This window comes from Anoxybacillus dikiliensis (assembly GCF_050613275.1).
Taxonomy (GTDB): domain Bacteria; phylum Bacillota; class Bacilli; order Bacillales; family Anoxybacillaceae; genus Anoxybacillus.
In genome coordinates this window covers 1,711,297-1,725,740 of record NZ_CP187112.1, presented here as the reverse complement: position 1 = coordinate 1,725,740, position 14,444 = coordinate 1,711,297, and the positions used below count along the sequence as shown (strand labels likewise).

The window sequence follows — 14,444 nt, the reverse complement described above, 5'->3', positions numbered from 1 at the left end:
GTCTGGCAAAATGGGATTGTCCGAAAAGTAGTATTTAATCCCGAAATCTAAAAAAGAAAACCCAAAGAATGCTGTAAAATCAACATTCTTTGGGTTTTAATTTTGGTGTATTTCCAACCAAAATAGGATTTTTATACATTAATATTTTTTATTATAAACATAGAGATAATGAAAAACATTCAATTTACAAAACTGCTGTTTTTTATTATTCAATCATTATCCGATGACCTGTGGGGGTGTGGCTTTTTTATTGATTATGGCTTATCAACGAACGTTGTTCTAACAAAAGGACAAAACAAAGGAAATAGGAATATATCTTTTTGGAGAGTTCATTAAATAAATTAGGGTGTATGGTCGAGAAAAAGTAGGACAGAAAGTAAAGAATGTCGCCGATGACGTCATCAAAAAAGTAAGGGAGATCATTCAAAAGCCGTTCAGCACGCAGAAAAGAAAGCTGAGCCCGTGATGAAACGAGTGACAAAAGATACGATGCACATTAACCCGAAGACAAAGGAAGCTTTTCATCAAGCGGAGAAAGTGATCGAACGCAAAGAACGACGATTAGAAAGGAGAGCAGAGCATGTCACGAAAGTAGGTGTTTTATGATATAATTAACGTAAGGCAAAAATCTCGAGTGAATGGCTAGACGAGTAGAAAAACATTGAAAAATCCACCTACGTTTTTTCAAAACACCTGATCTATCATGCGATCGAGTTTTTAGAGATGCGAGCCATGAGACATTGGTGGATACAATATTTAATTTAATACTGTGCAACAAAGATTTTACTATAGCCCCCCTGTTGCATACGAAGTAGGTCGGATGGGATGGCACGTCATTTGGCATGGACGACAGGACAACAGGTGGAACGGAAGCAACGGAGCTATCCTCCTCAATCTGAATAGGCGAGGCTGTGGTTATTAGTTTGAGTGAGGAGTTTGCTGAGGCACTTCTAATTGTTGGTAGTTTTATCTTAGAGGGATGGTGAAAAAAACTGATATATCACCATTTCTGAGGAGGAGAGTCTTTATGAGAGGATTGCCATATAGCTTTGAGATGAGAAGTGTACAGCCTATGGGAAAGCCTAATTTTGCTGTAATTAAAACAAAAATTGAGAATATAAAACCTGAAATTATCAATGCCAAGATGTCTCAAAAGCCCCATATCGGTATAAACGGTGGTTTTTTTGCTGCTGATAATGGTTACAATAATCCTCCAACAGGGTTACGATCTATAAGCTACTGGAAAGGAGATACTTCATACTACGAATATAATGGAACGAAAGATAAACAAATTAGGAGGAAAACCTTTGTTTCTTATGTTGATAAAAATAACAATATGAGAGCGGCTTTCGTGTACGCGAGAAACCTCAATGAAGTTCTTAAGGCCTATCCAAGCGCAAAGGCGGTAATTGGTGGGAACGGCTACAATAGGGAAAATTGGGGGGATGACTTAATAGTTATTGGATACGATTTCGCTACATGGAGAACCGTTTTGGCGTGGGATGATGAATATGGGTATATGATTGTTACAGAGGGTAACGCAGCGAATATACCTAGTTTAAAAACATACATCGAAAATATAGGCTTTGATCCTGTAAGATCGATTGTACTAGATGGATCGGGTTCGACTTCGATGAGGGTGGTCAGAAATGAAAAAGTTTATTGGTATGGTTCCCCTTCCCATGATAGATATATTGGGAATATGGTGAGGGTATATGGGGTAGACTGGTTTGAATGACAAAATATAATTTTCAGAGTGGTGTGAGGTATGTGAATTATGACTATAAATAAGCAATTTATTTTAAATGTTACAGTTTTATCTCTTCTTTTAAGTTTCGTATATAGCTTTCTGCTTCTGACAATTGAACACAATCTTTTTTCTAACGAAATGAGTAGTCCAGGGAGCACCGTCGTTTTTACAACTTTGTTTTTAATTTTATACATGTTTCACCTATTTATTTCATGGATACATTACATGTTGTTGGTAAATAAAATGTTGGGTTCAATTGTAAGCAAAGTAATAGCTTTTTATTTTGTTGGTCTTTTTTTATTGTTTCTTTTGTACATGCTTTTTCAAGTGAAAATCGTTTGGCTATTTTTTGCCTCGTTTGTTGTTTTTTCTTTTTCTTTATACAAGCCAAGTTAGGAGAAAGTTGCATGTCGTGCGCCTTTCTCCTTTCTTATTTTTGAACTCCTGTACCGAATATGGTAAAACTATATAGTGAGGTGAATGAAATGGAACGATTACAAAAAGTGATTGCTCATGCTGGCATCGCATCGCGAAGAAAAGCAGAGCAATTAATTGTCGAAGGAAAAGTGAAAGTAAATGGAAAAGTTGTGACGGAACTTGGGGTGAAAGTTAGTCCACAAGACCGCATTGAAGTGGATGGCATTCCGCTTGAACGCGAAGAGCCGGTATATTATTTGTTATACAAGCCGCGTGGTGTGATTTCGAGCGTAAAAGACGAAAAGGGAAGAAAAGTAGTGACCGACTTTTTTAAACATGTAAATCAGCGCATTTATCCGATCGGACGTTTAGATTACGATACGTCGGGATTATTGCTGCTGACAAACGACGGGGAGTTTGCGAATTTATTAATGCACCCGCGTTATGAAATTGAAAAAGTATACATTGCAAAAGTAAAAGGCATTCCAGCACGTGAAAAAGTGAAACAGCTTGAAAAAGGTGTTGCGCTAGAAGATGGGGTAACAGCGCCAGCGAAAGCGAAAGTACTATCGATTGATAAGCGGAAACAGACGGCGATCGTTGAACTTCGCATTCATGAAGGGAGAAATCGTCAAGTGCGCCGCATGTTTGAAGCAATTGGTCACCCTGTTTTAAAGTTAAAGCGGGAACGTTACGCCTTTTTAGATTTAAAAGGCTTAAATCCTGGAGATTACCGCGAATTGTCACCACATGAAGTGAAGCAATTACGCGCGCTTGCATTAGCTGGTTCACCGTATGTATCATAATTTTGTCACAGTTTGTTCAAATAATTTTCATTATTTATATAGTGGTAACTTGTATAATGAGGTTGATGAAAACGGTTTATTAGGAGAGTTGGCGATGAAAGAAAAGCGATTTTGGCTTCGAACAGTCATTTTAGCTATCATGCTTTTGGCTATTGGCTATACGATTTATTCGAACGTTTTTGTGGAGAAAAAAGCGATTCAAGTGGGCGATTCAGCACCAGATTTCGTACTTACTGATTTAAACGGCAACAAAATTCAACTATCCGATTACCGTGGCAAAGGTGTGTTTTTAAACTTTTGGGGAACGTGGTGTAAACCGTGTGAAAAAGAGATGCCGCACATCAATAGTCAATACAACGTATATAAAAATGAAGGGGTAGAAGTGATTGCGGTTAACGTTGGTGAAGCGAAAGTGACGGTACAAACATTCGTTGATCGCTTTCAGCTTACGTTCCCAGTTGTGATTGATCAACAAGATCAAGTGATGAATGCGTACGATATTAATCCGTTGCCAACGACCTTTTTAATCGACAAGGACGGAAAGATTGTAGACATCATTACAGGAACGATGACAGAAGAAGATGTAAAAAAATATATGGAACGAATTAAGCCGTAAGGGGTTTTCAATATGGAACAAGTAAAATGTGAATGCGGGCATGTCAACCCGATTGGAACAGTGCTTTGTGAAGCGTGTGGTAAGCCGCTCGAAGAAGTGCCAGCGTTGTTAGATATGCGCTATGAAGGGAGCGCGCGCCGTTCACAAACGTACAATAAAACGATCATTGATAAAATTTGGAACTTTTTTTCGTCTGTCAAAGTTGGGGTTTGGCTCATCGTCATTACGCTAGTTGCTTCCGCGATCGGTACGATTTATCCGCAACAAATGTACATTCCACCAACCGTATCACCAGCGGAATATTATGAGCAGCAGTACGGGTTGCTCGGAAAATGGTACTACGCGCTTGGCTTTCATGACTTGTATAGTTCTTGGTGGTACATGTTGCTTATTGCACTCATTGGCGTATCGCTTGTCATTTGTAGTTTAGACCGTGTTGTACCGCTATATCGTGCGTTAAACAATCAACGAGTGACGCGCAACGAACAATTTTTACAAAGACAACGTCTATTTAGTCGCGCAAAAGTAGAACATGATGAAACGGCATTTCGAAACGTCGTCGACAAGCTAACAAAGCGTGGTTACCGCGTCCGGGAAGAAAATGGAAATATTTTGGCGGAAAAAGGGCGGTTTTCTCGTTGGGGACCGTATGTGAATCATATTGGGCTTATCGTTTTTTTAATCGGTGCGATGCTTCGTTTCGTTCCGGGCATGTATGTGGACGAAAGCATGTGGATTCGTGAAGGAGAAATAAAAGAAATTCCGGGAACGAACGGAAAATATTTTTTAGAAAATAAAAAGTTTATTTTTGAAGTATATGAGAAAGAAAGAGAGAAAGAAGCGTTTCAAGCAGCGATTGATCGCGTCGGTAGCGGAATGATGGCGAAAAACTATCAAACGGACGTCGTATTATACGAACGTGTTGGTCCAGTCGTTACGGGCGAAGAGCCGAAATTAAAAAAAATAAAAAGCTTTTCCATTCGGGTTAACGAACCGTTAAAACATGATCATTACGCGTTATACCAAGTTGATTTTAAGCTAGATGAATTAAAAAGTATGTCGTTTCATTTCACCGATAAGGAAACAAACAAATCGTTTGGCACAATTACAGTTGATTTAATTCAACCAGAAAAAGAATATGATCTTGGTAACGGATATAAAGTACAGCTATTAAGCTATTTTCCAGATTTTTATTTTGATGAAAATGGAAGTCCGAATACGCGCTCGAAAGTACCGAACAATCCAGCGTTCGTATTTAAAATGTTTGCACCAGATCGTCCGAAAGGCGAAGTGAGTTTCACGGCCATTCGCCAAACGATTGAGCCGCTTGGTAATAACAAATATAAGATGGCATTTGCGAATATTGAAACTCGAAACGTATCAGCATTAACGGTGCGTCGTGATTTTACACTTTGGATTTTGGGCCTTGGCGGTGCTATTTTTATGGTCGGCCTTATTCAAGGGATGTATTGGAACCATCGTCGCGTATGGATTCGACGGATGAACGACGAAGTGCTTGTTGCCGCACATACGAATAAAAACTGGTTTGGACTGAAAAAAGAGCTTGAAGGTATATTTAACGATACGCCGTTTGTCATGCCCATCGATCAAGCGGACAAGCGGTCATAAGGGGGAAACATTGTGGTTCAGCTAAGTAGCACGTTACTATATGTGGCATTTGTTCTTTATTTAGTTGCAACGCTTTTCTTTGGTGGAGCAATCCGAGTCAAAAAGAAAGAAGGAGTAGACCGCTGGGCAACGATCGGGATTTTTGTGACGATCATTGGATTTATTGCTCAACTCGGTTATTTTATTACGCGCTGGATTGCTGCCGGGCATGCACCTGTCAGCAATTTGTTTGAGTTTACAACGTTTTTTGGCATGATGCTTGTCGGAGCGTTTATCGTCATTTATTTTATTTACAAAACGAGTTTGCTCGGTTTATTTACTTTGCCGATTGCCATTTTAGTCATCGCTTATGCAAGCATGTTTCCACGGGAAATTTCGCCGCTCATCCCAGCGTTACAAAGCGATTGGTTGCATATTCATGTCATAACCGCAGCTGCTGGCGAAGCGATTTTAGCGATTAGTTTTGCCGCAGGACTCATTTATTTAATTCGCGTTGTCGATCAATCAAAGCCGAGTAAGCGAACGTTTTGGCTTGAATTTGTATTATTTTTCTTAATTAGTACGCTTGGCTTTGTCATCGTCACAACATCGTTTCGCTTGGCAGGCTATGAAGCAACGTTTGAGTGGATCGATAAAAATGGCAAGCAAGATGAAATGGTATACCATATGCCAGCGCTTGTCGGCCCGCATGAAGGAGTGCTAAAAACGGAAGAACGCATGAAGCCGTTTGTGGATATGCCAGCGATCATCAACGCACGGAAATTAAATACGGTCATTTGGTCTTTATTTTCCGGTCTTGCGTTATACGGCTTGCTTCGCTTGCTGTTACGCCAACGTATCGCAGCCGCATTGCAGCCGCTTGTAAAAAACGTCAATTTAGATGTAGTTGATGAAATTGGCTATCGTTCCGTAGCGATCGGCTTTCCAGTATTTACGCTCGGTGCGCTTATTTTTGCGATGATCTGGGCACAAATCGCATGGACGCGTTTTTGGGGCTGGGATCCGAAAGAAGTATGGGCGCTCATTACGTGGTTGTTTTATGCCGCCTTTTTACATTTGCGACTATCGAAAGGATGGCATGGTGAACGTTCCGCATGGCTTGCGGTCATCGGTTTTGCGATCATTATGTTTAACTTGGTTGCGGTAAACTTAGTCATTGCCGGTTTACACTCATATGCTGGTTCTTAAAACGCCTTCGCCATGAAGGCGTTTTTTTAGTGTGCTCGGCATGGGTGCAATCTCTAGGGTGAAAGTCCCGAACTGCGAAGGCAGAAGTAGCAGTTAGCTTAACGCAAGGGTGTCCGTGGCGACACGGAATCTGAAGGAAGCGAGCGGCAAACTTCCGGTCTGAGGAACACGAACTTCATATAAGGCTAGGTATCATTGGATGAGTTTGCTAAACAAAACAAAGTCCTTTCTGCCGAAGGTGATACAGAGTAAATGAAGCAGATAGATGGAAGGAAAGATTGCACTCTTACCCGAGGAGGTCTGATGGATACGTGAAGTACCCTTCACAACCTACTTAGCGATAAGTAGCTGAATCATCAGAAGTCAGCAGAGGTCATAGTACGAATCGGTCTAGAACGATTCGGAAGGACTGAACAATCAAGAGAAAATAGCCCTTGGCATTCAGTCCGTCACGATGAACACAGAAAACATAGGACCTCCCAAGAGAAAGGAAACGGTGAATCCCGTGGGGGATCTTTTGGAGGGTGGAGTGACGACTGGCATAAGAAGAACAGCTATTTACGGAAGGAAGAATAACGATGGTTTTGAATCAAATCCTGTCACGAGAGAACATGCTTCTCGCATTGAAACGAGTAGAACAAAATAAGGGCAGCCATGGAGTAGATATGATGCCCGTACAAAACCTGCGAACGCACATCGTCGAAAACTGGCAGTCCATCAAAGAAGCGATTCTCAAAGGTACCTATGAACCGATGCCTGTCCGAAGAGTCGAAATCCCGAAGCCTGATGGCGGTGTTCGGTTACTAGGTATCCCAACCGTGACAGACCGTTTGATTCAACAGGCGATTGCCCAAGTATTGTCGAAGATATATGACCCGATGTTTTCCGAACATAGCTATGGCTTTCGCCCAAATCGAAGTGCCCATGATGCAGTGAGGAAAGCACAAGGATATATCAAAGAAGGATACCGATGGGTTGTAGACATCGATTTGGAAAAGTTCTTTGATCAGGTCAACCACGACAGACTTATGAGCACATTGGCGAAAAGAATCCACGATAAACCGTTATTAAAATTAATCCGCAAGTACTTGCAGTCGGGTGTCATGATTCATGGAGTGGTTTCAAGTACAGAGAAAGGAACGCCACAAGGTGGTCCATTAAGTCCGCTCCTTTCCAACATCGTCCTTGATGAGCTGGATAAAGAATTAGAGAAAAGAGGACATCAATTCGTTCGTTACGCAGACGACTGTAACATTTACGTAAAATCAAAAAGGGCAGGAGAACGAACAATGGCAAGCGTTCAACGATTCATCGAACGTAAACTTCGCCTAAAAGTGAATGAGAAAAAGTCGGCAGTAGACCGTCCTTGGAAACGAAAGTTTCTTGGATTCAGTTTTATCGATGCCGAAGAGCCCAAGATTCGAGTGGCAGAAGAAAGTCTCAAACGAATGAAGAAGAAAGTACGAGAAATCACCTCGAGAAAGATGCCATATTCCATGGAATACCGAATTCAGAAACTGAATCAGTATTTATTCGGATGGTGTGGGTACTTTGCGCTGGCGGATACGAAATCAATCTTTCGGAAAATGGACGGGTGGATTCGTCGAAGACTTCGTATGTGCTTATGGAAAAGTTGGAAAACACCAAAAACGAGGATACGAAACTTGATCAAATTGGGAGTTCCTTCGTGGAAAGCGTATGAATGGGGAAATAGTCGGAAAGGATATTGGCGTATTTCAAATAGCCCCATCTTACACAGAACCCTTGGAAACTCCTACTGGAATGACCAAGGGCTCAAAAGTCTACAAGAACGTTATGAATTCTTGCGTCATTGATCTTGATTGAACCGCCGTATACGGAACCGTACGTACGGTGGTGTGAGAGGACGGAGGTTAATCACCTCCTCCTACTCGATTGAGAAGTAGAAAAAAGTTTGGTGGTTTTGTACAATAGAAAATGAGGAGGTATGACATCATGGAGAAGGAAATTAAAATTTTAGTTGTGGATGATGAAGAACGGATTCGCCGCTTGCTTCGCATGTATTTAGAACGTGAACAATATGTCATTGATGAGGCAGAAAACGGTGAAGAAGCGCTAGCATTAGCGCTTGACAATGATTATGACTTGATTTTGCTTGACCTTATGTTACCTGGAAAAGACGGTATTGAAGTGTGCAAACAGTTGCGTGAGAAAAAAGCGACGCCTGTCATTATGTTGACAGCAAAAGGGGAGGAAGCGAACCGCGTGCAAGGGTTTGAAGCGGGAACGGACGACTATATTGTAAAACCGTTCAGCCCGCGTGAAGTCGTACTTCGTGTGAAAGCGTTGCTTCGTCGCACAGCAAACGCTTCCTACGTACCAACGGATACGACAGCACGGGATGTGCTTGTTTTCCCACATTTAACAATTGATCATGATGCACATCGTGTGACAGCGGATGGACATGAAGTCAGTTTAACTCCGAAAGAGTATGAGTTGCTTCACTTTTTAGCGAAATCGCCAGATAAAGTGTTTGACCGTGAACAGTTGCTAAAAGAAGTATGGCATTACGAATTTTTTGGCGATTTGCGCACGGTAGACACGCACGTCAAGCGATTGCGTGAAAAACTAAATAAAGTGTCGCCAGCTGCAGCGAAAATGATCGTCACCGTTTGGGGTGTTGGGTATAAATTTGAGGTCGTGAATGAATGATGGCGCTGTGGCGTAGTGTAGTTGGAAAATTGTGGCTGACAATTTTGTTGCTTGTTGCTTTCGTCCTTTTTATTTTAACCGTCTTATTGCTTGGTTTTTTTGAAAAATATTATTTAGAGAAAACAAGTGATCAACTTACCCAACAAGCGACAAAAGTGGCTCGTGTCGTCGCCGAACATGACGAATCGTTTGCGCGCTCGATTGCGTGGACGATGGTGGATGACGTATCAAAGTTAATGATCATTGTCGATGATCGTCATTATTGGTATTCACCAAATGCAAAACTTCCTGATTTACCGCTCTCGTTCATTCAGCAAGATCAACAGTTAGGGCGCGTATTCGATGGAAAAAAAGTAGTGAAACGGACGCTTATGCCAAATCAAACGATGCGAAACGATGAATATAACGAGCTATTCATTGTTGGTGTTCCGCTTCATACATCGGATGGAAATGGTGCGGTATTTGTATACCAGTCTTTAAAAGCGGTAGAAGAAACGACAAGACAAACGACAAAATTTATTTTTCTTGCGGCGTTTATCGCCATTGTATTAACGACTGTGTTTGCCTTTTTCTTATCTACACGCATTACAGCGCCACTTCGAAAAATGAGGCAAGTGGCATTCGAAATGGCGCGTGGAAAATTTGATTCAAAAGTGCCAATCGTCACGCATGATGAAATCGGGGAGCTGGCAATGGCTTTTAATCAAATGGGACGGCAGTTGCAGTTTCATATTAATGCGTTGAATCAAGAAAAGGAGCAATTAGCAAGCATTTTAAGTAGCATGGCCGATGGTGTCATTACATTCAATCGAAACGGCGAGGTGCTCATTACAAATCCACCGGCTGACCGATTTTTACAAGCGTGGTATTACGAGCAAGGGCAAAGCGATGATTTATTGCCACTTCCTCCCGAAGTAAATGAATTGTTTATGAAAGCGGTCGCGGAGGAAAAAGAACAAGCGATAGAAATGGCTTTACAAGGTCGCAATTGGGTCATTGTCATGACGCCGTTATACAACGGCAAGGTCATTCGTGGAGCTGTTGCGGTGCTTCGCGATATGACAGAGGAACGACGGCTCGATAAGTTGCGCAAAGATTTTATCGCAAACGTCTCGCATGAGTTGCGCACGCCGATTGCGATGTTGCAAGGGTATAGCGAAGCGATCGTCGATGATATTGCTGCGACAGATGAAGAGAAAAAAGAATTGGCAAAAGTCATTTATGACGAATCGTTGCGCATGGGTCGCCTTGTGAACGATTTGCTTGATTTAGCGCGCATGGAAGCAGGTCATTTAACGCTTCATGAAGAACAAGTGCCGCTTAGACCGTATATCGAGCGCGTCATTCATAAGTTTCAAGCGTTAGCGAAAGAAAAAGGAGTTCGTTTGCTTGTTGAAATGAACGACGAGCTTATCGTTTCGTTCGATCCTGACCGAATTGAACAAGTGTTGACGAATTTAATTGATAATGCGCTTCGTCATACGGATAACGGTGGCGAAGTACGTGTCATTGTCGATGCGGGGGAAGAAGTCGTGCGCATCTCTGTGCAAGATTCTGGCTCAGGCATCGCAGAAGAAGATTTGCCGTTTGTGTTTGAGCGTTTTTATAAAGCAGATAAAGCACGCACGCGCGGTCGCTCAGGTACAGGTTTAGGTCTTGCGATTGCGAAAAACATCGTTGAAGCACATAAAGGAACGATCGCTGTCCATAGCAAACTTGGGGAAGGAACGACGTTTACGTTTACATTGCCATTGAAATAAAAATTTTTTATTGTCATCAGCGATATTTTTCGCTATGATAGAAACGTGGAAATTGTTCGACAATTACATACATTCGTTGCAAAAAGGTGTCGAATGGGAAACCTAGTAGACTTAATAGGGAATCTGGTGCAAGTCCAGAACTGTCCCCGCAACTGTAAATGCTGACGAAATGAAAATCGCCACTGTACGATTCGTACGGGAAGGCTTCAAAGTAGGATGACGCATAAGTCAGTAGACCTGCCTTTTTGCACCGTCATTCGCGTCTTCGGGGAGTGAGACGGCGAAACGACAAGGGGAGAGTTATTGTCTTTTGTTGTTTCCAGCTCATTCCATTAGGAATGGGCTTTTTTATTTGACATACATAAAAGGGGGAAAAACAGTGAAGGCTAAACTTTCTGCGGGAGTTATTTGTGTGATCCTTTTTGCAACAATTTTTTTAAACGTAAGCGTTGGTTATGTTGCAGCACATATGGATTATACAGATTTAACTTCTGTTGATTTTGTGGAGAACACAGATAATTTAATAGTTTATCGGATTGAAGAGAGCGAGGAGCTTTATGAGTATGTAGAGGAATCAGAAATTGTAGATGGGGTCATAGAGGTCAATATAAAAAAATACGAAATCAAGGGCAATGAGAAGATTTTGATAGAGGAATCTATACAACAAATAAAAGAGTTAAATGATAGTAGTTTAGTTGTTCGTTCTCTAGTAAACGGAAGTGATGAAGAGATAATTATACATTTAGGCAATGAGGAGTTTGCGGAAATTATAGACTCAGAATATGTTAAATCCGAACGATTCATGCATTTTATTAATGCATTTCATACAAATTCTTACTGGTATATATCAGAAAAAGGAGGATCGTATATCACTGATACGAGATACGAAGTATTTTCGAATGGGCATGCTCGAGCCATAATGGCGGGAAATGACCCTTACTATAAAAACACTAGAAGTAGTAATGGTGATTTCAAAGTCTTCAAAGTGTATGCTGATTCCCTTAGACAAAAAGAAATTGAACTGACCTTAATTGGAGGAGCCATAGGTATAGCAGATGCAGTAATTGATGCTGTACGATCAGGACAAGTTTTAAACTTTACTTTAATTAAGACAATAGCCAAAAAGATGGGAAAGGGCATACCTATAATTGGTACATTATATGCAATCTATGACTATGCTCAAACGTATATAGATGCGAGAAGTGCGTATAAAAGGATCTAGTTTTCTTTAAAAGGATGGTTCTCCCTATGAAAGCTATAGAAAGTGTTATTTTAGCAATAACATATGTTTTTTTTGCATCAATAGTTGCAAAACTTATTATCTACTATTTTAAGAATAAATATACATCTTATGAACTTGGGCTTTTCTTCTCAGCTATTTACTTAGGAGTATTTTCATTTACTATTCTAAGATGGGATTTTGATTATTTTATGCTCAATAATTTTCTTAAAGCAGGAATTACAATTAGCGCTATTCAGTTAACCTTAATACCAATACTTATTTTTATAAAGAAACGATACAATAGTTTGTACGACAAAATCGTTATGAAAATGAATAAAATGTTGTAGCGGGTGAGACTCGTCACAACATGTTTGAAAAGGTCAAAAATAATTATTCTCATTTATAGGGGGAAAAACGATGAAGAAATGGAAACAATATGTGTGGCTTCTTGCGCTCGTATTGACGCTCGGATTAGCGGCGTGCGCGAATAACGCAGAGCCGGCAAAAGAGACGAAGCAAGAGGTGAAAACGGAGGAGGCTGCATTTCCGGTTACGGTAAAAGATGCGATTGGCGATGTCACGATTGAAAAAGAACCGGCAAAAATCGTTTCACTCATTCCGAGCAATACAGAAATTGCATACGCGTTAGGGCTTGGCGACAAAATTGTCGGTGTAAGCGATTTTGATAACTATCCAGAAGATGTGAAAGACAAAGAAAAAATTGGTGGCATGGAGTTTAATGTTGAAAAAATTATTTCACTTCAACCAGACGTTGTACTTGCGCATGCATCAAGTGCTCACAATTCTGAAGAAGGATTAAAGCAATTAAAAGATGCGGGCATTACAGTCATTGTTGTACCAAATGCTACATCGCTCAACGATGTATATGCGTCGATTGAACTGATCGGGAAAGCGACAGGGAAAGAGAAAGAAGCAGCCGATGTTGTGCAACAAATGAAGCAAAAAATTGATGCCATTGCTGAAAAAGCAAAAGAAGTGAAAGAAGAAGCGACCGTTTGGGTGGAAGTTTCTCCTGCACCTGAAATTTATACAGCTGGAAAAGGAACATTTATGGATGAAATGTTAACGATCATTCATGCGAAAAATGCAGCAGGCGATCAAGAAGGATGGCCGATGTTTACGGAAGAAGATGCAGTGGCACTAAACCCGGATGTCATTATTACGACGTACGGTTATTACACGCCGAACGCAGTTGAGCAAGTGCTCGCTCGCCCAGCTTGGAAAGATGTCCCTGCCATTAAAAATAAACGAGTATACGATGTCAATTCTGATTTAGTTTCTCGTCCGGGACCACGTTTAGCTGAAGGGGTCGAAGAAATTGCCAAAGCCGTTTATCCAGACATTTTTCAATAATTACATCGTTGCATTAATCATTGCCATGACTACAATATTGCTAGGGATATCGATTGGATCGCAATCGATTCCCTTTTCTTCTATATGGGGGACATTGATTCACATACCGACAGTGCCCGCCACCGATTCGCAAATCATTGTTTCGATTCGTTTACCGAGAGTTGTGCTTGCTTTTTTCATCGGGGCAGCTTTAGCGATGGCAGGCGTTGCTTTTCAAGGATTATTAAAAAACGTTCTTGCTGATCCGTATACGATCGGTGTCTCGTCCGGGGCAGCTGTCGGGGCGGTCATCGTTTTTTTCTTTCACCTTCATCTGCCGCTTCTCGGGCGTTTTACGTTGCCGATTGTTAGCATTATATTTGCACTCATGACATTATTGTTCGTTTTGTTATTCGCCCGCCTTGCCGAGCGAAATATGGCAATGGAGACGATTGTTTTAATTGGGATTATTATGAATGCTTTTTTCGGCTCGCTCATTTCGCTTATGGTCGCTTTTAGCGGCGAAGAGTTACGCCAAGTGATTGGCTGGCTTATGGGAAGCGTAGCGATGCGCGGTTGGTCGTACGTTTCGTTGTTTTTTCCGTTTTTCGTGATCGGTTCTATCGGTTTATTTATTCACATTCGCGAACTAAACGCATTTTCGTTTGGAGAACAAGCAGCTGCAAATATTGGCGTGCATGTGTTGCAGCGAAAGCTATTCATTTTGCTGAGCGCATCGCTACTTACAGGAGCAGCTGTGGCAGTATCGGGAACGATCGGGTTTGTTGGCCTTGTCATTCCTCATATGACCCGCCTTATTTGTGGAGCTAATCATAAAAGATTATTGCCACTTTCTTTTTTGTATGGGGGAACGTTTCTTGTATTAGCCGATTTAGTTGCGCGAACGATCGTTGCCCCGCGGGAACTGCCGATTGGAGTCATTACATCGTTTATTGGCGCGCCATTGTTTGCGATATTGTTATTTAAAAGTTTAAGACGGAAGACGTGATCA

13 protein-coding genes and 1 riboswitch are annotated in these 14,444 nt (G+C 41.3%); all 13 genes read left to right on the top strand.

Translation table 11 applies throughout. The features are described from left to right. Positions 1 to 465: 465 nt before the first annotated feature. The 13 genes from ACPF7I_RS09070 (at position 466) to ACPF7I_RS09010 (ending at position 14,441) form a co-directional block, all read left to right on the top strand. Positions 466 to 606 (top strand): hypothetical protein, encoded by a 141-nt coding sequence (locus tag ACPF7I_RS09070; RefSeq protein WP_430743735.1) that lies wholly within the window; start codon positions 466 to 468, stop codon positions 604 to 606. 421 nt (positions 607 to 1,027) lie between these two features. After that, positions 1,028 to 1,738, top strand: a complete 711-nt coding sequence (locus ACPF7I_RS09065; protein WP_430743736.1) for a hypothetical protein — start codon at positions 1,028 to 1,030, stop codon at positions 1,736 to 1,738. A gap of 497 nt (positions 1,739 to 2,235) precedes the next feature. Beyond that, positions 2,236 to 2,973, top strand: a complete 738-nt coding sequence (rluB, locus tag ACPF7I_RS09060) for a 23S rRNA pseudouridine(2605) synthase RluB (protein WP_430743738.1) — start codon at positions 2,236 to 2,238, stop codon at positions 2,971 to 2,973. 94 nt (positions 2,974 to 3,067) lie between these two features. Continuing rightward, positions 3,068 to 3,589, top strand: coding sequence for a thiol-disulfide oxidoreductase ResA (gene resA / locus ACPF7I_RS09055; RefSeq protein WP_430743739.1), 522 nt, complete (start codon positions 3,068 to 3,070; stop codon positions 3,587 to 3,589). 12 nt (positions 3,590 to 3,601) lie between these two features. Further along, positions 3,602 to 5,218: a cytochrome c biogenesis protein ResB gene (resB, locus tag ACPF7I_RS09050; RefSeq protein WP_430743741.1), complete on the top strand. Its 1,617-nt coding sequence runs from the start codon at positions 3,602 to 3,604 to the stop codon at positions 5,216 to 5,218. 12 nt (positions 5,219 to 5,230) lie between these two features. Further along, on the top strand, positions 5,231 to 6,406 hold the full coding sequence (ccsB, locus tag ACPF7I_RS09045) for a c-type cytochrome biogenesis protein CcsB (RefSeq protein ID WP_430743743.1): 1,176 nt from the start codon (positions 5,231 to 5,233) through the stop codon (positions 6,404 to 6,406). A gap of 578 nt (positions 6,407 to 6,984) precedes the next feature. Continuing rightward, positions 6,985 to 8,241: a group II intron reverse transcriptase/maturase gene (ltrA, locus tag ACPF7I_RS09040; RefSeq protein WP_064221401.1), complete on the top strand. Its 1,257-nt coding sequence runs from the start codon at positions 6,985 to 6,987 to the stop codon at positions 8,239 to 8,241. A 139-nt stretch (positions 8,242 to 8,380) separates the two neighbouring features. Next, the gene (locus ACPF7I_RS09035; protein ID WP_430743745.1) at positions 8,381 to 9,097 is read left to right on the top strand and encodes a response regulator transcription factor; all 717 of its coding nucleotides are present in this window, start codon (positions 8,381 to 8,383) and stop codon (positions 9,095 to 9,097) included. Next, on the top strand, positions 9,094 to 10,857 hold the full coding sequence (locus ACPF7I_RS09030) for an ATP-binding protein (RefSeq protein WP_430743746.1): 1,764 nt from the start codon (positions 9,094 to 9,096) through the stop codon (positions 10,855 to 10,857). The genes ACPF7I_RS09035 and ACPF7I_RS09030 overlap by 4 nt, the downstream gene beginning before the upstream one ends. A 67-nt stretch (positions 10,858 to 10,924) precedes the next feature. Beyond that, positions 10,925 to 11,116, top strand: a riboswitch (cobalamin riboswitch). A 120-nt stretch (positions 11,117 to 11,236) separates the two neighbouring features. After that, entirely contained in the window at positions 11,237 to 12,079 is an 843-nt protein-coding gene (locus tag ACPF7I_RS09025; RefSeq protein ID WP_430743748.1) for a hypothetical protein, read from the top strand. 26 nt (positions 12,080 to 12,105) lie between these two features. Further along, positions 12,106 to 12,426, top strand: coding sequence for a hypothetical protein (locus ACPF7I_RS09020; RefSeq protein WP_035019783.1), 321 nt, complete (start codon positions 12,106 to 12,108; stop codon positions 12,424 to 12,426). A gap of 70 nt (positions 12,427 to 12,496) precedes the next feature. Then, positions 12,497 to 13,453, top strand: coding sequence for an ABC transporter substrate-binding protein (locus tag ACPF7I_RS09015; RefSeq protein ID WP_430743750.1), 957 nt, complete (start codon positions 12,497 to 12,499; stop codon positions 13,451 to 13,453). Further along, entirely contained in the window at positions 13,419 to 14,441 is a 1,023-nt protein-coding gene (locus ACPF7I_RS09010) for a FecCD family ABC transporter permease (protein ID WP_430743752.1), read from the top strand. Before ACPF7I_RS09015 ends, ACPF7I_RS09010 begins: the two co-directional genes overlap by 35 nt. Positions 14,442 to 14,444: the final 3 nt, after the last annotated feature.

Bases quoted from the DNA above. Each gene is read 5' to 3' on its own strand.
- ACPF7I_RS09015 (WP_430743750.1), top strand. From the start codon at position 12,497: ATGAAGAAATGGAAACAATATGTGTGGCTTCTTGCGCTCGTATTGACG.
- ACPF7I_RS09020 (WP_035019783.1), top strand. From the start codon at position 12,106: ATGAAAGCTATAGAAAGTGTTATTTTAGCAATAACATATGTTTTTTTT.
- ACPF7I_RS09035 (WP_430743745.1), top strand. From the start codon at position 8,381: ATGGAGAAGGAAATTAAAATTTTAGTTGTGGATGATGAAGAACGGATT.
- ltrA (WP_064221401.1), top strand. From the start codon at position 6,985: ATGGTTTTGAATCAAATCCTGTCACGAGAGAACATGCTTCTCGCATTG.
- resA (WP_430743739.1), top strand. From the start codon at position 3,068: ATGAAAGAAAAGCGATTTTGGCTTCGAACAGTCATTTTAGCTATCATG.
- rluB (WP_430743738.1), top strand. From the start codon at position 2,236: ATGGAACGATTACAAAAAGTGATTGCTCATGCTGGCATCGCATCGCGA.
- ACPF7I_RS09070 (WP_430743735.1), top strand. From the start codon at position 466: ATGAAACGAGTGACAAAAGATACGATGCACATTAACCCGAAGACAAAG.
- ACPF7I_RS09065 (WP_430743736.1), top strand. From the start codon at position 1,028: ATGAGAGGATTGCCATATAGCTTTGAGATGAGAAGTGTACAGCCTATG.
- resB (WP_430743741.1), top strand. From the start codon at position 3,602: ATGGAACAAGTAAAATGTGAATGCGGGCATGTCAACCCGATTGGAACA.
- ACPF7I_RS09030 (WP_430743746.1), top strand. From the start codon at position 9,094: ATGATGGCGCTGTGGCGTAGTGTAGTTGGAAAATTGTGGCTGACAATT.